Origin of the sequence: Streptomyces xanthophaeus (assembly GCF_000725805.1) — a bacterium.
Classification (GTDB): domain Bacteria; phylum Actinomycetota; class Actinomycetes; order Streptomycetales; family Streptomycetaceae; genus Streptomyces; species Streptomyces xanthophaeus.
In genome coordinates, this window is sequence record NZ_JOFT01000043.1 from 26,913 (window position 1) to 50,458 (window position 23,546).

A 23,546-nucleotide genomic window follows, 5' to 3' on the forward strand; every position below is an offset into this window, starting at 1 on the left:
TGCCCTGGCCAAAGCCTCGGGAGGGGGCCGCTCGCCGGAGCGGGGCCGCAGCGGGCGGGCCGGGTCACTGCTGGTGCAGACCCCGGCCGGCCAGGCTCAGGAAGGCCTCCCCGACCGCCTCCGACAGGGTCGGGTGGGCGTGGACGTGGCGGGCCACGTCGGCCGGTTCGGCGTCCCAGCCCACGATCAGCTGGCTCTCGGCGATCATCTCCGACACGTGCGGCCCGACCAGGTGCACGCCCAGGACCCGCCCGCCCCGCTCCGCGACCACCTTCACGGCGCCGCCCTGCCCGTGCACCATGCCCTTGGCCACGGCGGTCAGCGGCATCGTGTTCACCACCACGTCGTACGCCGCCTCCCGCGCCTGCGCCTCGGTCAGTCCGACGGCGGCGGTCTGCGGGGCGGAGTAGGTCACCCGCGGCACGGCCGCGTAGTCCACCGGCGGGCTCGCCACCCCCGCCAGGGTCTCGGCCACGAGCAGCCCCTCCGCGAAGGAGGCGTGGGCCAGCCCCAGGGACGGCGGCGGCAGCAGGTCGCCCACCACGTGGATGCCCGGCACCGCGGTCTCCAGCCGGGACCAGTCGGCCGGCTCCACGAACCCCCGCGCGTCGGCGGCCAGTCCGGCCGCGGCCAGGTCCAGCCCGTCGGTGACCGGGACCCGGCCCACGGCCACGAGCAGTCGCTGCGCCGTGAGTTCGCGCACCTCGCCGCGGGCCGTCCGTACACGGGCCCGCACGGCGGAGTCCGTCACCGTCGCCCCTTCCAGCCGCGCGCCGGTCTGCACGTCGATCCCGCGCTTCTTCAGGCCCCGGGACAGATGGCGCGACACGTCCGCGTCCTCCAGCGGGACCAGCCGGTCCGCGGCCTCCACGAGGGTCACCTCGGCGCCCATGGAGCGGTGGAACGAGGCGTACTCCACCCCGATCGCCCCGCCGCCGAGCACCAGCACCGAGGCCGGGAGCCCGGCGGCGAACAGGGCGTCGTCACTGGTCACCACCGTCTGCCCGTCCGGCTCCAGGCCGGGCAGGACGCGCGGCCGGGACCCGGTGGCCAGCACGATCCCGCGCCGGGCCGTGAACTCCCGCCCGTCCTCGGTCCGTACGGACCGGGGGCCCGTCAGCCGCGCGCCGCTGCGCACCACGCGTACCCCGGCATGCTCCAGATGTCCTTCCACACCACGGTGGTTGCGCGCCACGATGTCGTCGCGGGTGGCGGTCAGCGCGGACCAGTCCACCGAGTCCACGTGGGCCCGGACCCCCCAGCGCTCGCGCGCCTCGGCGATCCCGTCCACGAGTTCGGCGGCGTGGAGCATGGCCTTGCTGGGGATGCAGCCCCGGTGCAGGCAGGTCCCGCCCACCTTGTCGCGTTCCGCGAGGACCACGGTCAGGCCCAGGGCCGCGGCGCGCAGGGCGGTGCTGTAGCCGCCCGTCCCCCCGCCGATCACGATCACGTCCACGGGGCCGGCGCCGTCACGGCCGTCGTGGCTGCTGTCGTCGTAGCTGTGGTTTTCCATGTCCCCAGCGTGCGCGGCACGTTGTCATGAGTCCAAGGCAATGATCTTCTCGCTGCCATGCACGCTCTCTATGCTTCCTGATCATGAGCCTGCGCCAGATGGAGTACTTCCTCGCCGTCCTGGAGGAGTCCTCCTTCACCCGGGCCGCCGAGGTCCTGCACGTGACCCAGCCCGCCCTCTCCCACCAGGTCAAGGCCCTGGAGCGGTCCGTGGGCGGGGAGTTGCTGGAACGGCTGCCGCGCGGGGTGCGGCTCACCCCGATGGGCCGCGCGTTCCTGCCGCATGCCCAGCTCGCCGTCCGCAGCGCCCGGCAGGCCGAGAGGGCCGCCCGCGCCGCCGCCGGGGCGGTCGGGGGGGAGCTGCACGTGGCCACCGTGCACGCCGTCGCCGTCGGCATGCTCCCCGCCGTGGCCGCCCGCTGGCGGGCCCTGCACCCGGGCGTGGCGCTGGTCCTGCGCGAGTACGGGTCCACCGAGGCCCTGGAGGAACAGCTGGAACGGGGCGTCGCGGACCTCGCCGTGGGGCCGGAGCCGAAGGAGTGGACCGGGCCCGTCCTGCCCGCCGGGCGGGAGGAGCTCGTGCTGGTCGTGCCCTTCGACGACCCGCTCTCCGGCCGCGGCTCCGTCCGGCTCGCCGAGCTCGCGGACCGGGACTGGATCCGCTGCGCGATGGAACCCTCCGTCCAGGGCGAGCCGGTCATCGACCGGGCCTGCGGCACGGCCGGCTTCACCCCGCGCACGGTGATGCGTACGGAACACACCTCGACGGCCGTGCGGATGGCGGCCGCCGGGGTGGGGATCGTCGTCGCCCCGGCCCACATGGTCCGGGGCGCCGTCGGCGAGGACTGTGCGCTGCTCTCCCTCGACCCCCCGTGGCACCGGCCCCTGGCGGTGTTCTCCAGGGTGGCGCTGACCGGCGCCGCGGAGGCCTTCGCGGCGCTATTCCTCCCGGAGTAGGACGGCCACGGGCAGGGCGTCCAGCAGGGCGCTCAGCGCCACCTCCCCCTCGTACGGGGCCCCGTCGGCCCCGTCCGCCCCGCCGGCCACCGCCAGCGGCGTCCACCGGCCGGGCGGCAGCGCCAGCACGGTGTCCCGCCAGCCCCCCGCTGCGGCCAGCCGGTGCGAGAGCCGGGTGGCCACCGCGACCAGCCCCGGCGGCCGGGCGAAGGCCAGGCAGTGCCCGGCGGCCGGGCCCCGGGCGGACAGCGGGGCGTAGCCGCTGAACAGCTCCGGCCTGTCCCGGCGCAGCCGCAGCAGTGCGCGGGTCAGGGCCAGCTTCTCCTCGGCCGCGTCCCCCGGCGCGGCCCCCGCGTCCAGCCGGGCCAGCGCCCCCTGCGGGAATTCGGCCGGGCGGCGGTTGTCGGGGTCGACCAGGGCCCGGTACTCGGTCTCCGCGCCCTGGTACACCTCGGGGACGCCCGGCATGGCCAGGTGCAGCAGGGTCATGCCGAGGAGGTTGGCCCGGGCGGCCGGCGCCAGCTCGGGCGGGAGGTCCAGCGGGGCCGGGGCGTATCCGGGCACGCTCGCCTCGTAGGCCTCGTCGCGGTCGGTCCAGCGGGTGTGCAGGGCGGCCTCGCGCACCGCCTTGAGCAGGGCCCCGGCCAGCCGGGGCGCGGCCTGCGGGACCGGTCCGAGGCCCAGTGCGGTCTGCCGGGCCACCCAGGCGAGCTGGGGATCGGGGCCGGTGGCGCCGTCCATGAGGTGCGGGGCCTGGGAGAGCACCGAGATGCGGGCCCGGGCGTCCGCGCTGCGCTTGGTGTCGTGGGTGGACAGGACCGTCCCGGAGGCCGGCCAGTCCCGTTCGAGGGCGGCGCAGTAGGCGTGGAACTCGGCCGGGGGCACCGCGGGACTCCCGGGGTCCCCGCCGACCTCGGTGGCCGACAGCAGGGGCGCGTACCGGTAGAAGGCCCGGTCCTCCAGGGACTTGGCGCGCAGGGCGGCCGAGGTCTGGGCGAAGCGGGCGGCGAAGGCGGGGTCGCGCAGCAGCAGTTCCCGTAGGCCCGCCGCCGCGGCCGGCCCGGCCGCGGCGGCGGCCCGTTCCAGGGCCTGCGGGTCGGGCTCCGGGTCGCCGGGGTAGGGCCGGTAGACGGGGTAGGCGATGAGCAGTTCCCGTACGGCGCCTGCGAGTTCCGGCCCGGCGCGGCGTTCCAGGGCGGCGAGTTCGGAGGCCAGGTCGCCGGTCAGCACCTCGCGGGCGCAGGCGTCGGCGGTGTGCTCCCACGCGGGGACTCCGGTCCTGGCGGTGTAGCTCAGGGCCAGTTCGGCGGCGCCGTCCGGGTCGGTGAACACCCCGTCCACCCGGTGCAGCGCGTCGTACCCGGTGGTGCCCGCCACGGGCCAGGCGGGCGGCAGCCGTTCCGGGCGGGCCAGGATCTTCTCCACGACCACCCAGCAGCCCTCGCCCGCCGCGGCCCGCAGCCGGCGCAGGTACTCCTCGGGGTCCGCGAGGCCGTCCACGTGGTCGATCCGCAGTCCTTCCACGACCCCGTCGCGGACCAGCTCCAGCACCTTCGCGTGGGTGGCGGTGAACACCTCCGGATCTTCCACCCGTACCCCGATGAGCTCCGAAATGGTGAAGAAGCGACGGTAGTTGAGCGAGGTGCCGGCCTCCCGCCACCAGGCCGGGCGGTACCACTGCGCGGCCAGCAGCGCGGGCAGGTCCAGGGCGCCGGTGCCCTCCCGCAGCGGGAATTCCTGCTCCCCGTAGCGCAGGACCTCCCCGTCGGGCTTCAGCTCGCAGGACTCCGCCGGGCCGGCCAGCACCGGCAGCAGCAGCTGTCCGCCGCCCGCCTCCCAGTCGACGTCGAACCAGCGGGCGTACGGGGAGTCCGGCCCGTCGCGGAGCACCTCCCACAGCGGCCGGTTCAGGCGCAGAGGGGTCGGCACCGCCATGTGGTTCGGCACGATGTCGAGGACCAGGCCGAGGCCGTGCGCCCGGGCCCGGCGGGCCAGCTCCCGCAGGCCCTCCTCGCCGCCGAGCTCGGCGCGCACCCGCGAGTGGTCGGTGACGTCGTACCCGTGCGCCGACCCGGGCACCGCCTCCAGCACGGGGGACAGGTGCAGGTGGGAGACGCCGAGGGAGGCCAGGTACGGAACGGCCGCCCCGGCCGCCGGGAAGGGGAAGTCGGGGCCGAGCTGGAGACGGTAGGTCGACGCCGGAATGACAGGTGTCGGAACATCAGATTCCGATTGCGTGCGTGACAGCGACTGGCTCATGAGAACGTACGTACCCAGCCTGCCGGATTCCGTGCCATTACCCAATGCATCCGGGTGACTGCACCGGGTTAAGGTGCCTCAAGTGGTTGGAACCGTCAACACCTATCGAAGAGTCATCGCCCTGACCGGGCCCCTACTCCCCCTCATCTCGTTCTTCGCCCGACTGCCCGTCGCGATGTCCCAGTTCGGGAGCGTCCTGCTGGTCGCACAGACCAGCGGCTCCCTCGCCACCGCCGGCATAGTCGGTGGCACCCTCTCGGCCGGCCAGGTGGTCTTCGGACCGGTCCTGGGCCGGCTCGCCGACCGCAACGGGCAGCGGCCCGTCGTCCTGACCGCCGCCGCGGTCAACGCCGTCGCCACCGCCGCCCTCGTCGCCGGGGCCCTCGGGGGCCTGGCCACCGTCCCGCTCGCCGCGATCGGCGCCGTCACCGGCGCCTCCGTACCGCTGATCGGCCCCCTCGCCCGGACCCGTTCCGTGGCGCTGGCGCACCGCGCCCGGGCCGACGAGAGCGTCGTCGGAGCCGTCCACTCGCTCGAAGGCACCCTCGACGAGGTCTCGTTCGTCCTCGGCCCCGCCCTCGTCGGACTCGCCGCGCTCGTCGCACACCCCGCCGTCGCCCTCGGCGGAGCCGCCGCCCTCGTCGCCGTCTTCGCCAGCGCCTACGCCCTGCACCCGACAGCCGCCGTCACGGCCGGGTCCCCGGCGGGCGGGCGCGGACGGCAGGGCCGGGGCGACGCGGGCCGCGCCGGCAAGGGCCGGGGCCGGCAGCCCGGCGTGGTGCACGCCGTGCGCGGCTCCCTCGCCCTCCAGGGCGCCATGTTCGGTGCCTGTCAGGCCGGCATCGCCGCCCTCACCGACCAGTTGGGCGTCCCCGGCCAGGCCGGGATCGTCTACGCCTCGATGGGAGTGGTCAGCGCTGCCGTCGGCCTCGCCCTCGGCGCGCTGCCCGAACGCTTCGGCCTGCGGCTGCGCTGGCGGGCCGCCACCGCGGCCGCGCTGGTGCTCTCGGTGCCGCTGCTGTTCACCGACAGCCTCTGGCCGCTGTACGCCGTCGTCACCGTCCTGGGGGCCGCCTACGCCCCGCACCTGATCACCGCCTTCGCCCTCACCGAACGCGCCGTGGAACCGGCCCGGCTCGCCGAGTCGATGGCCTTCGCCGCCAGTTCCCTGGTCGCCGGGCAGGCCCTCGCCCTCGCCGTCTCCGGACGCCTCGCCGAGTGGTACGGGCCCGCCGGGGCCTTCGCGGTGGCCGTCGGCGCCGCCGCGCTGAGCCTGACCCTCGCCCTGGTCACCCGGGTGCCCGCCACCCGTGCCCACGCCGCGGCACCCGTCCCCGCGCAGCCGCCCGCCGCACCGGCGGTGGGCGGCAGCACCGCCTACGCCGGGCGCTGAAGCACCACCAGACACCGTCCCGTCAGAGCCACCCGGTCCCCGGCCGCGAACTGCGACCCGGAACCGGGTGGCAGCACCTCCGGCCGCGCCGTGTCCACGACCATCCGCCACTGGGCCCCGTGCCCCGCCGGGACCGTGAACTCCTGCGGATGCGCGCCCGCGTTGAACATGAGCAGGAACGAGTCGTCCGTGATCCGCTCCCCCCGGGTCCCCGGCTCCGAGATCGCCTCCCCGTTGAGGAACACCGTCAGCGCCCGCGCGTGCTGCGCCTGCCAGTCGCGGGCCCGCATCTCCTCGCCGTGCGGGGTGAACCAGGCGATGTCCGACAGCTCGTCGTGCGTTCCCTCCACCGGCCGGCCGTGGAAGAACCGGCGCCGCCGGAACACCGGGTGGTCGCGCCGCAGCCACACCATCCGCCGGGTGAACTCCAGCAGCGAGGGCGGCGGCTTGCCCGGCTCCGGCCAGCTCACCCACGACAGGGCGTTGTCCTGGCAGTAGGCGTTGTTGTTGCCGTCCTGGGACCGGGCGAACTCGTCGCCGTGGCTGAGCATCGGCACGCCCTGGGACAGCATCAGCGTCGCGATGAAGTTGCGCATCTGGCGCTCCCGGAGCTCCACGATCTCCGGGTCCTCCGTCGGCCCCTCGGCCCCGCAGTTCCAGGACCGGTTGTGGGTCTCCCCGTCCCGATTGCCCTCGCGGTTCGCCTCGTTGTGCTTCTCGTCGTACGAGACCAGGTCGTGCAGGGTGAAACCGTCGTGGCAGGTGGCGAAGTTGATGGACGCCAGCGGGCGCCGCCCGTCGTCCTGGTAGAGGTCGGAGGAGCCGGTCAGCCGCCCGGCGAACTCCGCCAGCGTCCGCGGCTGCCCCCGCCACAGGTCCCGTACGGTGTCCCGGTACTTGCCGTTCCACTCGGTCCACAGCGGCGGGAAGTTGCCCACCTGGTAGCCGCCCTCGCCCAGGTCCCACGGTTCGGCGATCAGCTTGACCTGGCTGACCACCGGATCCTGCTGCACCAGGTCGAAGAACGACGACAGCCGGTCCACCTCGTGGAACTGGCGGGCCAGCGTCGCCGCGAGGTCGAAGCGGAAGCCGTCCACGTGCATCTCGGTGACCCAGTAGCGCAGCGAGTCCATGATCAGCTGGAGCACGTGCGGGGACCGCATGAGCAGCGAGTTCCCGGTGCCGGTGGTGTCGGTGTAGTGCCGCTGGTTGTCCGACAGCCGGTAGTACGAGGCGTTGTCCAGCCCGCGGAAGGACAGCGTCGGGCCCAGGTGGTTCCCCTCGGCCGTGTGGTTGTAGACCACGTCCAGGATCACCTCGATCCCCGCCTCGTGCAGGGCCCGCACCGCGGACTTGAACTCCAGCACCTGCTGGCCCCGGTCGCCCGAGGCGTAGCCGTTGTGCGGGGCGAAGAAGCCGATGGTGTTGTAGCCCCAGTAGTTGCTCAGGCCGTCGTTGACCAGCCGGTGGTCATTGACGAACTGGTGCACCGGCATCAGCTCCAGCGCCGTCACCCCGAGCTTGGTGAGGTGCCCGATGACCGCCGGGTGCGCGAGCGCCCCGTACGTGCCGCGCAGCTCCTCCGGGAGGTCGGGATGGCGCATGGTCAGGCCCTTGACGTGGGCCTCGTACAGCACGGTGTGGTGGTACTCGTGCCGCGGCGGGCGGTCGTTGGCCCAGTCGAAGTACGGGTTCACCACGACCGAGCTCATGGTGTGCGGGGCGGAGTCGAGGTCGTTGCGCGAATCGGGACGGCCGAAGTGGTAGCCGTACACCGCCTCGCTCCAGTCCACCTTGCCGCTGATGGCCCGGGCGTACGGGTCCAGCAGCAGCTTCGCCGCGTTGCACCGCATCCCGCGCTCGGGCTCGTAGGGGCCGTGGACCCGGAACCCGTAGCGCTGGCCCGGCATGATGCCGGGCAGGTAGGCGTGACGGACGAAGGCGTCCGTCTCGCGCAGCTCGACGGCGGTCTCCGAGCCGTCGTCGTGCAGGAGACACAGCTCGATACGTCGGGCGGCCTCGGAGTAGACCGCGAAATTGGTGCCCGCGCCATCGTAGGTGGCGCCGAGCGGATATGCCTGTCCTGGCCAGACCTGCATAGACAACGACTCTTCCCTCGGTGTCGGAGGATGGCCCGGCTGATCCGGCGTGGACCACGTCTTTGGCAGATCTTCCCCGAAAGAGGGGCCCCACGCGTGGACTTGCAATGCTCCTCCCGGGTGACCCGGAGAGCTGATAGGCGGGTCAGCGGACTGTGTGCGCATCGGATAATGGGTCAACGGACAGCCGGTGTACGGGCCATCGGGCTGCACCAGGACGTGCGCGCGGAGTACCCTTCCGTGATCACTGGAGACGGGCGTCCAGACGCAGAAGGCGGTGCACGGGTGAGCTCGGGAGGTCTGGAGCTGCCCCCTGGTGACAGCGGTCACGAGGGCGGCCCGGCGGACGCCCCAGGAGGTGGCTCCGGGACGGTTCCGGCCGGAGCGGTCTCCCTGGCGGGCGGGCCGGCGACGGCCACAGGCGCCACGGGCGCACGGACCGGCGCCGAGCTGGACTGGGGAGCGGACGCCTGGAGCGAGGTCCGCACCCGGGCGCAGCGGGCCGGACGGGCCTACATCTGGCTCAATCTGATCGAACAACGGCTGCGGTCGGTCGTCGGGGCGGTCCTGCGCCCGATCTACGAGCCGGTGCACGGCGGCGACGACTGGGTGGTCGCCGCCGCGGGACCCGCCGGGCAGGAATGGGTGCAGCGGGCCGTCGCCGTGCGCGAGGTCAGCCGCCGCAAGGGCTACCTGCTCGACTCGGCCGACGACAACGTGCTGAGCTTCCTGACGCTCCCGCAGCTGCGGGAGCTGATGGTCCAGCACTGGCCCTGCTTCGAGCCGTACTTCGACGACCGGCGCGAGATCGAGCAGGCCCTCGACGAGCTGGAGGTCACCCGCAACGTCGTCTCCCGCAACCGGGCGCTGTCGCGCGCGGTGCTGGAGCAGGCGGAGCGTGCCTCGGCGCGGCTGCTGGAGGTACTGGGCGGGGGCGCGGGCAGCCCGTCGGCGGACCGGCTGCCGATCGACGCCGTCGAGGACCTGGTGGGCGACCGGTACGCGGACGTCATCTCGGTCCACCCGGACCGGGTGCGGCTCCAGCGCCAGCTCCCGGCGGAGGACCTCTTCGGCGGTGCGCGCCGCCTCGACGCCATCGGCATAGGCCTCAACCTGCTGGTCCAGAACTTCTCGGGGCGAAGACTCGTCCGGCTCTCGGAAGCGGGCTGCCGGGTCCGGCTGCTGTTCCTGAACCCGGCGAGCAGTGCCGTCAAGCGGCGCGAGCGGGAGCTGGGACTGCGCAAGGGCGAGCTGAGCCGGTCCGTGGAGATGAACATCCTGCACGTGCGCCGGGTGCGGGCGGGGCTGCGCGACCCCTCGCGCTTCGACATCCACGTCTTCGACGAGACCCCGCGCTTCACCGCCTACCTGGTGGAGGGCGAGTCCTCGGGCATCGCGGTGGTGCAGTCGTACCTGCGGCGAGCCCGGGGCATGGAGGCGCCGGTGCTCGTGCTGCGCGGCGGCGGGCGCGGCGTGCCCAAGGACGCGGACCACGGCCTGTTCACGACGTACCGCGAGGAGTTCGAGTCCGTGTGGGACGACTCCCGGCCGGTCTCCTGACCGTTCCCCCAGCAGGTCCCCAGCCGCTCCCCGGCGGCCCTGGAGGGGGGCGTCTTCCGGCTTGTCAGTGCCCCGTGGCAGGCTGAAAGCCGTTGACCGAACGGTACGGGGGGAAGGGCGCGACATGGGGGACCTGCACGGCGGTGGGGCTTTCGGGGCCGAGGGCGGGGCGGCGCGGGCCGTGACCGGCCACGGGCGGCCGGGGGCCGTGCGATGAGCTGGACCAGCGGCCCGCTGACCGCTTTCGACCTGGAGACCACGGGGACCGACGTCGAGACCGACCGGATCGTGACGGCGGCCGTCGTGCGGCTGGAACCGGACGGCAGCGTCGCCCAGGAGCGGACCTGGCTGCTCGACCCCGGGGTGGCGATACCCGAACAGGCTTCGGCGATCCACGGCATCTCCACGGAGCACGCCCGCGCGCACGGCGTCCCGGCCGCCGAGGCGGTCGAGGAGATCGCCCGGGCCATCGCCCAGGAGCTGGGTTCCGGGACGCCCCTGGTGGTGATGAACGCCCGGTACGACCTGTCCCTGCTGGACCGCGAGTGCCGGCGCCACGGGGTGCCCTCGGTCAGCGAGCGGCTCGGCGGGGTACCCGCGCCCGTCATCGATCCGCTGGTGATCGACAAGCACGTGGACAAGTACCGCAAGGGCAAGCGGGCCCTGTACGCGCTGTGCGCCCACTACGGGGTGCAGCTCGACGACGCGCACGACGCGCGGGCGGACGCCGTGGCCGCCGCCCGGGTGGTGCGCAGCCTCGCGGAGCGGCACCGGCCCGTCGGGGGGATGGCCCTGGCCGAACTGCAGGAGCTCCAGATACGGGCGGCCGCCGAGCAGTCGGTCTCGCTCCAGCGCTACCTGCGGCGCACCGCGGACCCGGCGGCCGTCGTCGAGCCCGCGTGGCCGCTCATTCCCCGCCCGCGCTGACCGCGGGGCCGCGCCGGCGGGACCACTCCAGGTCGCTCGGCGTGGGGTCCGTCCGCCACCGGGCGCGCAGCACCCCGTCGGCGTCGGGCAGGACGGCGGTGAAGAGGGGGAGGCGTTCCTCCGCGTACATGGACAGCGCGGAGGCGGCGCGGGCCCCGGCCACCAGCGCGGCCAGCTCACCGTACTCGTCCGCGTCGGCTTCCGTGCTGGTGATCGTCCCGTCCTGTGCCTCCCAGACGAGCTCCACCAGGCCTTCCTCGGGCAGGCCGGCGAGGACAGCGGCGACGTCCGTGGACAGGTCGGGCCAGACGTGCAGCTGGGCACGCGGGGCCAGCCGGGTGCGCACCGCGCCGAGGGAGTCCTCGGTCACGCGGTGCCAGCGGGTGGCGTTGTGGACGTAGCCCTCTTCCAGGAGCACCGCCTGGCGCGCAGTGACGCTCTCGCGGACGAGTTCCCAGAACTCCTCGTCGGCGGGCCGCTGCTCGCCCGGTTCGTCGAAGTCGGGCGCGTAGGGCGAGGCCGACAGCGGTTCCGCGAACAGTCCGAGCTCCCGGGTGCGGGCCACCGCGTCCTCACAGGGCCCCTCGCTGCCCACGAACACGTACTGGTCCCAGCCGACGTGCACGGTGAACGCGTCCCCCGCCTCCAGCCGGCACCAGGCGCCGTTGTCGCGGAGCATGGCCCGGACCAGTTCGAGGGCGACGGGGAGGGACACCTCGGCCCCGTCGTGGTAGCCGTCGGGACCGGCCGGGAACAGCCCGGCGAGACCGTCGCCCTCGATCGTGGGCTCCAGCCCGAAGTTGACGGGGCCGCAGACCGCGGGCTCGCGGATCTCCAGCCGCTCGATGCCCGTGGCCCCGGCGAAGGCGGCGATCGCCGCCAGGTACGCGGCCTCGACCGGCCCGTGGTCGCAGGTCGTGTCCTCGGGGCCGTTGTAGTGGCCGCGCTCGTCGCGGTCGGCGGGATCGTACTTGGTGATGCGGTGGACGAAGGACGGCACGCTGCTCCCTGGCTGGCCTTGCTCCGGCGCGGCTCGTGCGCGGCTCCGGCGAGCGGATGCTACGGGCCGGTCAGAAGGGGTGCCAGCGCATTTCGCGGTCCCCGTCCCGGAGGGACGCGACCCGGCGGCGGAATTCGGCCAGTGCATTCGGGTTGGCCGGGGCGTGCTGGGAGACCCAGGCGCAGCTGGCCGTCTCCCGGGCGCCGCGCAGGACCGCGCAGCCCTCCCAGTCCCGCACGTCCCAGCCGTACGCCGCGACGAAGGCCCCGTACTCCTCGGCGGGCAGGCCGTACCGGTCGCGGGACAGGGCCATCACCACCAGGTCGTGCTCGCGCAGGTCCGCCGACACGGTCTCCAGGTCGACCAGGACCGGACCGTCCGGTCCCACGTGCACGTTGCGCGGCAGGGCGTCGCCGTGGACGGCCCCCGGGGGCAGGTGCGGGGTCAGGGCGGCGACCTCGCCCGCGTAGGCGTCGCGCCGGGCCCGCAGGTACGCCGCGTCCGCCGGGTCGACGGCGTCCCCGGCCAGCCGCAGCCAGCGCTCGACCCCGCCCAGCAGATCGCGTGCCGGGAGCGCGAACGGCGGGGCGGGCAGGGCGTGGAGGCGGCGGAGCAGCCCCGCGAGATCGGCGGGTCCCGCCGGACGGACCGCGTCCGGGAGCCGGTGCCACAGCGTCACCGGATGCCCGTCCACCAGCCGCGGGGCCGGTTCGGCCGCCCGGACGGCCGGGACGCCGGAATCCGCGAGCCAGCCCGCCACCGCCAGCTCCCGGTCGGCCCGCGCCAGCAGCTCCGCCTCCCGGCCCACCTTCACCACCAGCTCGCCGACGGCGAAGACGGCGTTCTCGCCGAAGGCGAGGAGCTCGGGCTCCCGTCCCGCCCCCGCGCCGAGGCCCGCTGCCGTCAGTACGTCCCTGGCCTGCGCCTCGTCCATGCCGTTCGTCTCGTCCTTCGCCGGATCGTCGTGAATCCGCCAAGTCTCGCACCCCGGTGCGCAGTGCCTTGACGCGCCATCAGGGCCTCCGCACGATGGCCGGGGGCGGATCCGGACGATCCACCCGGAAGGCGGGTGCACGTGACCTCGGCCGGTAAGGCCCCCGCGCGCCGCCGGGCCGATCACGGGGCCTGGTTCCTGGTCCTGCCCGCACTCCTGCCGATCCTGCTGCTCAGCGTCGGGCCGCTGCTCTACGGCCTCGCCCTCGCCTTCACCGACTCCCAGTCCGGCCGGACCTCGCCCACCCAGTGGGTGGGGCTCCTCAACTTCCAGGACCTGCTCCACGACCGGCTGTTCTGGGAGTCCTTCCGGATCGGCCTGCTGTGGGCGGCCGGAGTCACCGTGCCGCAGTTCCTGCTGGCCCTCGGCCTCGCCCTGCTGCTCGATCAGGAGCTCCGGTTCCGGTGGCTGGCCCGGACCCTGGCGATCATCCCCTGGGCGATGCCCGAGGTGGTCGTCGCCGTCATGTGGCGCCTGGTCTACCACCCCGACGCGGGCGTGCTGAACGAGACCCTGTCCGGCCTCGGCCTGGCAGGGGACACCGACTGGCTCAGCGGGCTGGCCACCGCCCTGCCCGCCGTGATCGTGGTCGGCGTGTGGGCGGGCATGCCGCAGACCACGGTCGCGCTGCTCGCCGGACTGCAGAACACCCCGCGCGAGCTCCACGAGGCCGCAGCGCTCGACGGCGCCGGGGCCTGGCGCCGGTTCAGGGCGGTGACCTGGCCCGCGCTCCGGCCGGTGGCGCTGGCGATCACCGCCTTGAACTTCATCTGGAACTTCAATTCCTTCGCCCTGGTCTACGTGCTGACCAACGGCGGGCCGGGCGGCCGCACCCGGCTGCCGATGCTCTTCGCGTACGAGGAGGCCTTCCGGTACGGCCAGTTCGGGTACGCCGCCGCCATGGGCTGTGTGATGGTCGCGGTGATCTCGGTCCTGCTCGCCGTGTTCCTGGCCGGACGGCTCAGGGGAGGGGAGGACCGATGAACGCCAGCCGCAGCCGCAGCCGCAGCCGCAGCCGCAGCCGCAACCACAGCCGCAGCCGCAACCGGACCCGGCGCGCCGTGCGGACCGGGCAGTACGCCGCGCTCGCCGGCTACCTCGTCTTCCTCGGTTTCCCCTTCCTGTGGCTGCTGTCCACCGCCTTCAAGCCCCCGCGCGAGCTCGGCAGCCTGCACCCCACCTGGATCCCCGAGGACCCGACCCTCGGCAACTTCCGCCAGGCCTTCGCCGAACAGCCCCTGCTGCACGCCGCGTTCAACAGCCTCGTGGCGGCCCTGTGCGCCGCCGTGATCGCGGTCGTCCTCGCCACCCCGATGGCCTTCGTCCTGGCCCGCCGCCGGGGGAGGCTGTCCACCGCCGTGAGCGGCTGGGTCGTGATCAGCCAGGCCTTCCCCTTCGTGCTGGTGATCATCCCGTTGTTCCTGGTGCTGAAGAACCTGCACCTGGTCAATTCGGTGCCGGGCCTGGTCCTGGTCTACGCCGTATGGTCGCTGCCCTTCGCCCTGTGGATGCTGACCGGCTACGTACGGGCCGTGCCGCCCGAGCTGGAGGAGGCGGCGGCCGTGGACGGGGCCGGGCGGCTGCGCACCCTCGTCTCGGTGGTCGCGCCCCTGCTGGCGCCGGGCATCGTGGCCACCGCGCTCTTCGCGTTCGTCACCGCCTGGAACGAGTTCTTCTTCGCCCTGGTCCTCCTCAAGACTCCGGAGCAGCAGACCTTGCCGGTCGTCCTGACCCATTTCCTGGGAGCGGAGGGCGCCGCCGACCTCGGCCCGCTGGCCGCCGCCGCCTTCCTCGCGACCCTCCCGTCCCTGGTCGTCTTCTCCGTCATACAGAAGCGGATCACCGGCGGCATGCTGGCCGGGGCGGTGAAGAACTGATGGCGGCGAGGCGGTCCGCCCGCGTACGGGCCTGCGCGCGCGCCGCCACCGTGCTCGCCCTGCTGGCGGGGCTGCTGGCCGCCTGCTCCGCGCCGCGCGGCGGTGCCCCGGACGGAGTCGTGCGGCTCCGCTTCCAGTCCCTCGCCTGGCAGAAGGAGTCCGTCGACGCCACCAAGGCCCTCGTCGCCGAGTGGAACGCCGCCCACCCCGGCGTCCAGGTGCAGTACGTCCAGGGCTCCTGGGGCAGCGTCCACGACCAGCTGCTGACCTCCTTCGAGGGCGGCGAGGCCCCCGACGTCATCCACGACGCCTCCGACGACCTCGCCGACTTCGCGTACGGCGGCTTCCTCGCCGACCTGCGGCCGCTGCTCTCCGACCGGCTCCGGGCCGACATCCCGGCCCGGAGCTGGGAGAGCACCACCTTCGGGCCGGACGGCGGCGTGTACGGCGTCCCCTTCCTCCAGGAACCCCGGGTGCTGATGGCCAACACGGCCCTCCTGCGCGCCTCCGGGGTCCGCGTGCCCACGCCCGAAGCCCCCTGGAGCTGGCCCGAGTTCCGCACCGCGGCCCAGCGGCTCACCGCCGACGGCCGGTTCGGGGTGGCCTGGCCGCTCAAGGACCCCGTCTCCGCGACCCTCAACCTCGGTCTGTCCGCGGGCGGCCGGCTCTTCCACCGCGCGGCCGACGGCAAGGCCGTGATCCGCTGGGACCAGGGGGACTCCGTCGTCCCCGCCACCGTGCGGGCCCAGATCCACACCGACCGCAGCGCCTCCCCGGCCACGCTCGGGACGGGCGGTTCGGACACCCTGCCCGGCTTCTTCGGCGGCAAGTACGCGATGGTCCCGCTCGGGTTCTCCTACCGCCAGCAGATCGTGCAGCAGGCACCGCCCGGCTTCGACTGGCAGGTGCTGCCGCCACCGGCCGGGGCGGACGGGCCCGATGGGCTGCTCCAGGGGGTGAGCCCGCAGACCCTGTCGATCGCGCGGGACAGCCCGTACCCGAAGGAGGCCGCGGCCTTCCTGGAGTTCCTGCTGCAACCGGCCAACACCGTCCGCCTCGCCCTCGGGGACTGGATGCTGCCGACGGGGACGCAGGCCCTGGCCGATCCCGCGCTGCGCACCGCCGAGCACGGCTGGGCCACCGGCGCGGCGCTCGCGCAGGGGCTGCGCCCGGCGCCCGCGCAGGCGGTGCGGGGCTACCCGGAGTGGAAGGACAAGGTGGCGACCCCGGCACTCCAGGAGTTCTACAGCGGTGCGATCGGGCTCGCGGAGCTGGAGGAACGCCTGGTCAGGGACGGGAACCGGGTCCTGGCCCGGTACCAGCGCTGAGGGAGGGGGCGAGGTATTGGTTTGCACGAGACGTATCGTCTCGTTATGGTCGTGGCATGACCTCAGCCAAGCCCGCGCACATCGCCATGTTCTCCATCGCCGCCCACGGGCACGTGAATCCGAGCATCGAAGTGATCCGGGAACTCGTCGCCCGCGGCCACCGGGTGAGCTACGCCATCCCCGCCGCCTTCGCCGAGAAGGTCGCGCAGACCGGCGCCACCCCGGTGATCTACACCTCGACCCTGCCCACCGACGACGAGCCCGAGGCCTGGGGCACCGAACTCATCGACCACCTCGAACCCTTCCTGAACGACGCCGTCCAGGCCCTGCCCCAGCTCGCGGCCGCCTTCGACGGGGACGAGCCGGCCCTCGTCCTGCACGACATCACCTCCTACCCGGCGCCCGTCCTCGCCCACCGCTGGGGGGTCCCGGCCGTCTCCCTCTCCCCGAACCTGGTCGCCTGGGAGGGGTACGAGGAAGAGGTCGCCGAGCCCATGTTCGCCGGACTGAAGGCCTCCGAGCGCGGGCAGGCGTACTACGCGAAGTTCGCCGCGTGGCTCACCGAGAACGGCCTCGGCGACCAGGTCGACCGCTTCCAGGGCCGCCCGCGCCGCAGCCTCGTCCTGATCCCCAGGGCCCTCCAGCCCCAGGCCGACCGGGTCGACCCGTCCGTGTACACCTTCGTCGGGGCCTGCCAGGGCGAGCGGGCGGAGCAGGGCGGCTGGCAGCGGCCCGCGGCCGCCGCGGGCAAGCGGGTCCTGCTGGTCTCGCTCGGCTCGGCCTTCACCAAGCAGCCCGCCTTCTACCGGGCCTGCACGGACGCCTTCGGCGACCTCCCCGACTGGCACGTCGTGCTCCAGATCGGCAAGTTCACCGACGAGGCCGCACTGGGCGCCGTCCCCGCCAACGTCGAGGTCCACCGCTGGGTCCCGCAGCTGGACATCCTGCGCCAGGCCGACGCCTTCATCACCCACGCGGGCGCCGGCGGCAGCCAGGAGGGCCTCGCCACCGGCACGCCGATGGTCGCCGTCCCCCAGGCCGTCGACCAGTTCGGCAACGCCGACATGCTGGTCTCCCTCGGCGTAGCCCGGCACGTCCCGATGGAGCAGGCCGATGCCGGGACCCTCCGCGAGGCCGTCCTCGCGCTCGTCGCCGACCCCGAGGTGGCCGCCCGCGGCCGGGCCCTGCGCGCCCAGATGGCTGCCGAGGGGGGCACGCGGCGGGCCGCCGACCTCATCGAGGCCGAACTGTCATAGGCAGCCCCTAAGGTGCCGCCATGACGAAGAAGGCAGCGACCAAGAAGTACGCCGCGCTGCTGCGCGGGATCAATGTCGGCGGGAACAAGAAGGTCCCCATGGCGGAGCTGCGGAGCGTGCTGGAGGGGCTCGGCCACGGCGAGGTGCAGACGTACCTGCAGAGCGGCAACGCCGTCTTCAGCAGCGCGGCCGCGGATCCGACGGCCCTGGCCCGGGAGCTGGAGGCGGCCATCGAGGACCACTTCGGTTTCCGCGTGCCCTGCCTGGTGGTGGACGGGGAGTACCTGAGCGCGGTCGTGCGGGCCTGCCCCTTCCCGGCCGCCGAACTGGAGGGCAAGCAGCTCCACGCCACGTTCTTCTCGCAGCAGCCGGGCGCGGAACGCTTCGCCGCGCTCGACGCCGCCGCGTTCCTCCCGGAGGAGTACCGGGTCGGCGACCGGGTCCTCTACCTGTACGCACCGGACGGCCTGGGCCGCTCCAAGCTGGGCGAGGCCCTGGCCAGGCCCGCCGTGGTCAAGGGCATCGACGTGACCACCCGGAACTGGAACACCGTCGTCAAGCTCGTCGAGCTCACCGGGAGCTGACCGCGGACGGCCGGCTTCAGTCGCGCCGGTCCTTGGGGCGGGCGCGGTGGGCCCGCCAGGCGGCCAGGGCCTCGGTACGGGTGGCGTCCGGGTGGCGGGCGTGCCATTCGCGCAGGAAGCGGTTGAACTCGAACTGGGCGCCGACCTCCTGCGGTTCGGCGGCCCGCTCCCGGGTGGCGTGCCAGTGGGTGACGGCCTGCGCGAGGGTGCGCCCCGCGCCCTGGGCGACGTAGTCCCGCATGAAGGCGTCGAAGTGGAAGGCGGGCCCGATCTCCTGCGTGAAGTACGCCCGGAGCACCTGGCTGCACCGCTGGCCCTCGGGGATGACGGTGGCACCGTCCACCGGCGCCGCCAGCTGCCTTCCGCCGCGCCGGGCGGTGCGGACCGGCCGCGGCTCGGGGCGCCCGTCGAGCACGGCGGCGAGGCGGTCCGTGAGGGCGGCCTTGCCGCCCGCGGGGGAGAGGCCGAGCTGCCGGGCGAACGCGGTCAGTTCGGCCAGTGTCCAGTACCAGCGCACCAGCTCGGTCCCGCTCAGTTCGCGGGTCAGTGCGGGGCGGGGGGCGCCGGGATCGCCGTCATTCGTACGCATGTTCCCATAGTAGGCCTGCCTGGCCCCGGTCAGGCGAGCGCGTCCAGCAGGGCCAGCTCGGCAGCGGTCAGGTGCACGCTGGCCGCGTCCAGGTTCTCCGCCAGGTGCGTGAGGGAACCCGTACCCGGGGCGGGACACAGCACCGGGGAGTGGTGCAGCAGCCACGCCAGGGCGATCTGACCCGCCCCCGCACGATGGGCCGCGGCCACCGCCGTGACCGCCGCCGCGCTCTCCCGGGTCAGGGAACCGCTGCCCAGCGGGTAGTACGGGAGGAAGGCGATCCCGTGCGCCTCGCACAGCGCGAGCACCTCCGCCGAGCTCCGGTCCAGCAGGTTGAACGGGTTCTGCACCGAGGCCACCGGAACCGACTCCCGCGCCAGGCGCAGCTGTTGCGCCGTGACCGTGTCCAGCCCGATGTGCCGGATCTTGCCCTCCGCCCGCAACTCGGCCAGCGCGCCCAGCTGTTCCGCCATCGGGACCGAGGGGTCGAACCGGTGCAGCTGGTACAGGCCGATCCGCTCCACCCGCAGCCTGCGCAGGCTCGCCTCGCACATCTGCCGCAACTGCTCCGGACGGCCCGCGAGGTGCCACCGGTCCGGCCCGGTGCGCACCACCCCGCCCTTGGTGGCGACGACCAGGTGCTCCCCGTACGGATGGAGGGCTTCTGAGATCAGCTCCTCCGCCAGGTCGGGGCCGTAGTTGTCGGCGGTGTCGATGAGGGTGACCCCGCGCTCCACCGCCGTGCGCAGCAGCGCCCGGGCCTCGGCGCGCCCGCCGCGCGGACCCCAGTAGCCGGGGCCGACCAGACCCCCCGTACCGAGGCCGAGGCGCCGTACGGGAAGGTCCCCACCGAGAGCGAACGTCGTGTGCACCATGCCCCGACGGTAACGCAGGCCCCCGCGTGTGCCAGGCTCGTGGCATGCGGTACATCATCATCGGCGCGGGCGCGGTAGGCGCCACCATCGGCGGACGGCTCGCGGAGGCGGGCGGCGAGGTCGTCCTCGTCGCCCGCGGCGCGCACGCGGACGCCCTGCGGGCCGACGGCCTGAAGCTCACCACGGCCGACGGGACCCGGGTGCACCGGCTGCCCGTCGTGTCCGCACCGGCCGAACTGGGCGAACTGCGCCCCGACGACGTGCTCCTCCTCGCGGTCAAGACGCAGGACGCCATCGCGGCGCTCGACGCGTGGGGCGACGCGGAGGTCGCGGGCGGCGGTACGGCGGCCCAGCGGCTGCCGCTGCTGTGCGCGCAGAACGGCGTGGAGAGCGAACGGCTGGCGCTGCGCCGCTTCGCCCGCGTGTACGGGGTGTGCGTGTGGCTGCCCGCGACCTTCCTGGAACCGGGCGCGGTCTCGGCGCTGTGCGCGCCGCTCACCGGCATCCTGCACCTGGGCCGGGCGGCGGGCGGCGCGGACGACCGGATCCGGCGGATCGCGGCCGACCTGGAGAAGGCCGGCTTCGGCGCGCCGGTCGTCGAGGACGTGATGCGCTGGAAGTACGCGAAGCTGCTGGGGAACCTCGGCAACGCCGTCCAGGCCACCACCGGCCCGGAGCCTGACCCGGCGAAGGCGGCGCTGCTGCTGCGGGCCGTGCGCGAGGCGAAGGCCGCGTTCGCCGCCGCGGGCATCGACTGCGCCACCGAGGCCGAGCAGGCCGCCGCGCGCGACGGCAGGGTCGAGCAGCCGGCGGGCGTCCGGGGCGGCTCCTCGTGGCAGAGCCTGGCCCGGGGCACGGGGTCGGTGGAGGCGGACTACCTGAACGGGGAGGTCTGCCTGCTGGGCCGCCTGCACGGGGTACCGACCCCGGTCAACGACGTCCTGCGGCACGTGGCGAACATCTTCGCCCGCGAATCCCTCCCGCCGGGCGCGATGCCGGTCGCGGACCTGACGGCCCTGGCCGACGAGGCCGCGGCCCGCAGCCAGAAATAAGGGGGACGGCCGGCGCGCGGCTGTGCCAGGGTCGGCGCCATGTCCAACAGCATTGCCTACCCCGTCTTCCGCACGCCCGACCCGGACGCAGCCCTGAGCGTGGCCCGTCAGCTGGTGGAGTTCGGCGTCCGGCCGTACTCCGAGGTGTCGGTGGAGGCCGAGGTGCCCACCCTGGCCGAGGTGGGGCGGCTGCGTGACGCCCTGCCCGAGGCCTGGTTCAGGAGCGACACCGCGCCGTTCGGGACCGGCGTCGAGCCGGACCTGGCCAGGTCGGTCCGTGCCGGTGAGCTTCCCGACGACCTCGCCGGCGTGGCGGAGCACCTGCCCTTCAGCGTGTCCATGCTGGACCAGCCCGTGGGGAGCGTCGAAGCCCACTTCGCGGCAGCGGTCGGCCCGCACCCCGCCGAGATCCACTGGTCCGCACTGGAATGGCCGCCGGCGCCCGAACGCGACCTCCGCGGCGAGTACAAACACGCCGAGGTGACGCTCCTGCTCAACTGCGACTCCCGGGAGCTCGGCGAACGCGCCGCCACGCACCTGGTCCTCGTCCACGTCCGGCGCCGCAACCGGGACGGCTACGAGGAGCGCTACGCGCAGTGGCTGGCCGAGCAGTTCGGACAGCAGGTCATCGGGCCCCCGCAGGAGGACTGACGCGGGCCGCAGCCAGGGATAAGGAGGCCGTCGCCCGCGCCCGGGCGGTCCCTAAGCAGTCAGGGCCGTCAGGCGGGCAGGGGCCTCGGCCGCCGTGTCGTAGCGGCGCAGGAGCAGGGTGGCCAGTTCCGGGGCCGGGCCCAGGACGTCCGCCACGACGTCCGCGCCCGCGGCGTGCGCGCCGGCCGCGATGCGGTCCGGGAGGCGTCCGGGGGCGATGACGTACGGGGCCACGGCCACCCGCTCGAAGCCCTCGGCGCGCAGGGCCCGTACGGCGTCCTCGGTACGGGGCAGAGCAGCGGAGGCGAACGCAGGCCGCACGGCGCACCAACCGGTGTGCCGCCACTCCCGCGCGGTTTCAGCGATCACTGCGATCGCCTCCGGGTCGGTGGATCCGGCGGACGCGAGCACCACCGCGGTGGTGGAGCGGTCCGCCGGGGAGAGCCCGGCTTCGGCGAGCCGGCGCTCAAGGGCCGAGAGGAGGAGCGGGGACGGGCCGAGCACGTCCGCCACCCGCACCGAAAGGCCCGGCAGCCGCGAGGCCGACTCGGCCAGGGCGGCCGGGATGTCGGACTTCGCGTGGAAGGCGCGGGTCAGCAGCAGCGGCAGCGCCACGACCTCCCGTACGCCGGAGAGGTACAGGGAGGACAGCGCCTGTCCCACCGTCGGGGTGTTGAAGTCCAGGAAGGCCGTCTCCACCCGCAGCCCGGGCCGCAGCGACCGGGCACGCCGGGTGAGGGCGTGCACGGTCGCCGCGTGCCGCGGGTCGCGGCTGCCGTGGGCGATGACCAGCAGGGCAGGTGTGCTGTACACGGGACTCAGCTCTTGACCAGCAGACCGCGGGTGCGCAGCACCCACCGCTCGACCGGGCTGAAGATCAGCAGGTCGATGGCGATGCCGACCACCAGGATCAGGATGATGGCGAGGAACACGCCCGGCAGGTCGATGTTGTTGCGGCCGTTCTCCAGCAACTGGCCCAGGCCCAGTCCGAGGTCGGGGGAGCTGGCGATGATCTCGGCGGCCATCAGGGAGCGCCAGGAGAAGGCCCAGCCCTGCTTCAGGCCGGCCAGGTAGCCCGGCAGCGCGGCCGGCATGACGATGTGGCGGGCGCCGCGCAGGCCGGTGGCGCCCAGGGTGCGTCCGGCCCGCAGGAACAGCGGCGGGATCTGGTCGATGCCGGAGACCAGCCCGTTGGCGATGGACGGCACCGCGCCGAGCAGGATGACCGTGAACATCATGGCGTCGTTGAGGCCGAACCAGAGCACGGCCGGCGGCACCCAGGCCACCGACGGCAGGGACTGCAGACCCTGGAGGATCGGGCCGATCGCGGCGCGCACGAACTTCACCCGGGCGACCAGCAGGCCGAGCGGGGTGCCGATGGCCAGGGCCAGCAGGAAGCCGAGCATGCCGCGCGACACGCTGGTCCAGATGACCTCCAGCAGGGTGCCCTTGGCCCACATGTCGGCCAGGCTGTCCCACACCGCGGACAGGGCGGGCAGCTTGGTCTCGTCGACGACCTTCGCCGTGACGAGACCCTGCCACACCAGGAGCACCAGGCCGACGGCCAGGAGCGGGGGCAGGACCTTCTTGACGAGGACCTCGCGGACCGGGGTGCGGTGGGTCTGGACCGCGTCGAGCGCGTCCAGGCCCGCCTCCAGGCCGGCCAGGTCGTCCTGCTTGCCCGTGGCCGCGACCTTCGGGGTGGTGTCAGTGCTGGCCATGGCGGCGGATCTCCCCACGCAGGTGTTCAGTGATCTCGAGGGACAGCTCGGCGACGTCCGCGTCCTCGATGCGGCGCGGCTGCGGGATGCCCACGGTCCATTCCTTCGCGACCCGGCCGGGCCGCGAGGAGAGCAGGACCACGCGCTGGGCGAGGCGGACGGCCTCGCGCACGTTGTGGGTGACGAAGAGGACCGACAGGTTCGTCTCGGCCCAGATGCGGGTGAGTTCGCCGTGCAGCACGTCCCGCGTGATGGCGTCGAGCGCCGCGAACGGCTCGTCCATCAGCAGCAGCTGGCTGTCCTGGGCGAGCGCCCGGGCCAGCGCCACGCGCTGGCGCATGCCGCCCGACAGCTCGTGGACGCGCTTGCCGTAGGCGCCGCCGAGCCGGACGAGGTCCAGCAGACGTTCGGCTTCCGGGCGGCGCTCGGCCTTGGGCACCCCGCGCATGCGCAGGGCGAGTTCGATGTTCTTGCCCGCGGTCAGCCACGGGAAGAGGGCGTGCTCCTGGAACATGAGCGCCGGACGGCCGCCGGGGGTCGCGATGGACCCCGCGGACGGCTTGTCCAGGCCGGCGACCAGGTTCAGCAGCGTGGACTTGCCACACCCCGAGGCCCCCAGGATGGTGACGAACTCTCCGGGAGCGACATCGAGGCTGATGTCGTCCAGGACGAGCTGCGATCCGGCCGGGCCGGAGAAGGACTTCGAGACGTGCTCGATGCGCGCGGCGTACGCGTGCTGCTCCGCTACGGTGCCCTCGGCAGCCTTGGCAAGCGTCGTGGCCATGGTCGTCACCTCCTGGGTTGCTGGACTTGGGGATTACTTGGCGCCGAGGCCGGCGTCGGAGACCTCGGGCTTGCCGGCGGCCTTGAGGACCTTGTTCAGGAGCGTCAGGTCGTAGATGCCGGTGAGGT

Annotated in this window: 20 protein-coding genes and 1 pseudogene; 11 read left to right on the top strand and 10 right to left on the bottom strand. The window is 73.9% G+C overall.

Going from position 1 to position 23,546, the window contains the following annotated elements; translation table 11 throughout:
* Positions 1–64 precede the first annotated feature (64 nt).
* Positions 65–1,513, bottom strand: a complete 1,449-nt coding sequence (gene lpdA, locus IO30_RS0125050) for a dihydrolipoyl dehydrogenase (RefSeq protein ID WP_051902569.1) — start codon at positions 1,511–1,513, stop codon at positions 65–67.
* Positions 1,514–1,596: 83 nt separating this feature from the next.
* Between lpdA and IO30_RS0125055 the strand changes: the two genes are divergently transcribed.
* The gene (locus tag IO30_RS0125055) at positions 1,597–2,469 is read left to right on the top strand and encodes a LysR family transcriptional regulator (protein ID WP_107065186.1); all 873 of its coding nucleotides are present in this window, start codon (positions 1,597–1,599) and stop codon (positions 2,467–2,469) included.
* Here the strand turns inward: IO30_RS0125055 and treY are convergent.
* Positions 2,452–4,728, bottom strand: coding sequence for a malto-oligosyltrehalose synthase (treY, locus tag IO30_RS43745; RefSeq protein ID WP_078904812.1), 2,277 nt, complete (start codon positions 4,726–4,728; stop codon positions 2,452–2,454). The genes IO30_RS0125055 and treY overlap by 18 nt on opposite strands.
* Positions 4,729–4,810: 82 nt before the next feature.
* Here treY and IO30_RS0125065 point away from each other — a divergent pair, with 82 nt between their 5' ends.
* On the top strand, positions 4,811–6,121 hold the full coding sequence (locus IO30_RS0125065; protein ID WP_037895064.1) for an MFS transporter: 1,311 nt from the start codon (positions 4,811–4,813) through the stop codon (positions 6,119–6,121).
* On the opposite strand, the gene glgX is transcribed toward IO30_RS0125065, so the two are convergent.
* Positions 6,106–8,220, bottom strand: a complete 2,115-nt coding sequence (gene glgX / locus IO30_RS0125070) for a glycogen debranching protein GlgX (RefSeq protein ID WP_031146387.1) — start codon at positions 8,218–8,220, stop codon at positions 6,106–6,108. The two genes, IO30_RS0125065 and glgX, sit on opposite strands and share 16 nt — an antisense overlap.
* 285 nt (positions 8,221–8,505) lie before the next feature.
* Between glgX and IO30_RS0125075 the strand changes: the two genes are divergently transcribed.
* Both IO30_RS0125075 and IO30_RS0125080 read left to right on the top strand, forming a co-directional pair.
* Entirely contained in the window at positions 8,506–9,780 is a 1,275-nt protein-coding gene (locus IO30_RS0125075) for an SAV2148 family HEPN domain-containing protein (protein WP_031146388.1), read from the top strand.
* A gap of 213 nt (positions 9,781–9,993) precedes the next feature.
* Positions 9,994–10,707, top strand: a complete 714-nt coding sequence (locus IO30_RS0125080; RefSeq protein ID WP_031146390.1) for a 3'-5' exonuclease — start codon at positions 9,994–9,996, stop codon at positions 10,705–10,707.
* Here the strand turns inward: IO30_RS0125080 and IO30_RS0125085 are convergent.
* On the bottom strand, positions 10,688–11,707 hold the full coding sequence (locus tag IO30_RS0125085; RefSeq protein ID WP_051859602.1) for a hypothetical protein: 1,020 nt from the start codon (positions 11,705–11,707) through the stop codon (positions 10,688–10,690). The genes IO30_RS0125080 and IO30_RS0125085 overlap by 20 nt on opposite strands.
* Before the next feature lie 70 nt (positions 11,708–11,777).
* Complete coding sequence (locus tag IO30_RS0125090) at positions 11,778–12,641, bottom strand: phosphotransferase enzyme family protein (RefSeq protein ID WP_031146394.1); 864 nt, start codon at positions 12,639–12,641, stop codon at positions 11,778–11,780.
* Positions 12,642–12,782: 141 nt separating this feature from the next.
* Here IO30_RS0125090 and IO30_RS0125095 point away from each other — a divergent pair, with 141 nt between their 5' ends.
* From IO30_RS0125095 to IO30_RS0125115, 5 genes and pseudogenes are all read left to right on the top strand, one after another.
* A complete protein-coding gene (locus tag IO30_RS0125095; RefSeq protein WP_234321828.1) occupies positions 12,783–13,685 on the top strand; it encodes a carbohydrate ABC transporter permease in 903 nt (300 codons plus the stop codon).
* The gene (locus IO30_RS0125100) at positions 13,682–14,578 is read left to right on the top strand and encodes a carbohydrate ABC transporter permease (protein ID WP_078904813.1); all 897 of its coding nucleotides are present in this window, start codon (positions 13,682–13,684) and stop codon (positions 14,576–14,578) included. The genes IO30_RS0125095 and IO30_RS0125100 overlap by 4 nt, the downstream gene beginning before the upstream one ends.
* Entirely contained in the window at positions 14,578–15,906 is a 1,329-nt protein-coding gene (locus tag IO30_RS0125105; RefSeq protein WP_031146399.1) for an ABC transporter substrate-binding protein, read from the top strand. Before IO30_RS0125100 ends, IO30_RS0125105 begins: the two co-directional genes overlap by 1 nt.
* A gap of 15 nt (positions 15,907–15,921) precedes the next feature.
* A pseudogene (mgt, locus tag IO30_RS0125110) lies at positions 15,922–17,162 on the top strand (macrolide-inactivating glycosyltransferase).
* 20 nt (positions 17,163–17,182) lie between these two features.
* Entirely contained in the window at positions 17,183–17,746 is a 564-nt protein-coding gene (locus IO30_RS0125115; RefSeq protein WP_031146402.1) for a DUF1697 domain-containing protein, read from the top strand.
* A 16-nt stretch (positions 17,747–17,762) separates the two neighbouring features.
* On the opposite strand, the gene IO30_RS0125120 is transcribed toward IO30_RS0125115, so the two are convergent.
* Together IO30_RS0125120 and IO30_RS0125125 are read right to left on the bottom strand one after the other, a co-directional pair.
* Positions 17,763–18,335 carry a DUF6434 domain-containing protein gene (locus IO30_RS0125120; RefSeq protein WP_031146403.1) on the bottom strand — a complete coding sequence of 191 codons (573 nt, stop codon included), beginning with the start codon at positions 18,333–18,335 and terminating at the stop codon, positions 17,763–17,765.
* 29 nt (positions 18,336–18,364) lie between these two features.
* Positions 18,365–19,210 (bottom strand): aldo/keto reductase, encoded by an 846-nt coding sequence (locus tag IO30_RS0125125; RefSeq protein WP_031146405.1) that lies wholly within the window; start codon positions 19,208–19,210, stop codon positions 18,365–18,367.
* Between the two features lie 44 nt (positions 19,211–19,254).
* On the opposite strand from IO30_RS0125125, the gene IO30_RS0125130 reads away from it, so the two are divergent.
* On the top strand, positions 19,255–20,262 hold the full coding sequence (locus IO30_RS0125130; RefSeq protein ID WP_031146407.1) for a ketopantoate reductase family protein: 1,008 nt from the start codon (positions 19,255–19,257) through the stop codon (positions 20,260–20,262).
* Positions 20,263–20,301: 39 nt separating this feature from the next.
* Positions 20,302–20,913 carry a hypothetical protein gene (locus IO30_RS0125135; protein WP_031146408.1) on the top strand — a complete coding sequence of 204 codons (612 nt, stop codon included), beginning with the start codon at positions 20,302–20,304 and terminating at the stop codon, positions 20,911–20,913.
* Between the two features lie 51 nt (positions 20,914–20,964).
* Here the strand turns inward: IO30_RS0125135 and IO30_RS0125140 are convergent, their stop codons facing one another.
* Genes IO30_RS0125140 through IO30_RS0125150 form a run of 3 tightly spaced genes read right to left on the bottom strand, consistent with a single transcriptional unit; the run spans position 20,965 to position 23,418 of the window.
* Positions 20,965–21,726: a sirohydrochlorin chelatase gene (locus IO30_RS0125140; RefSeq protein ID WP_031146410.1), complete on the bottom strand. Its 762-nt coding sequence runs from the start codon at positions 21,724–21,726 to the stop codon at positions 20,965–20,967.
* Positions 21,727–21,731: 5 nt separating this feature from the next.
* On the bottom strand, positions 21,732–22,634 hold the full coding sequence (locus IO30_RS0125145; protein ID WP_031146412.1) for an ABC transporter permease: 903 nt from the start codon (positions 22,632–22,634) through the stop codon (positions 21,732–21,734).
* Positions 22,621–23,418, bottom strand: a complete 798-nt coding sequence (locus IO30_RS0125150) for an ABC transporter ATP-binding protein (RefSeq protein WP_031146414.1) — start codon at positions 23,416–23,418, stop codon at positions 22,621–22,623. Before IO30_RS0125150 ends, IO30_RS0125145 begins: the two co-directional genes overlap by 14 nt.
* Between the last annotated feature and the right edge of the window lie 128 nt (positions 23,419–23,546).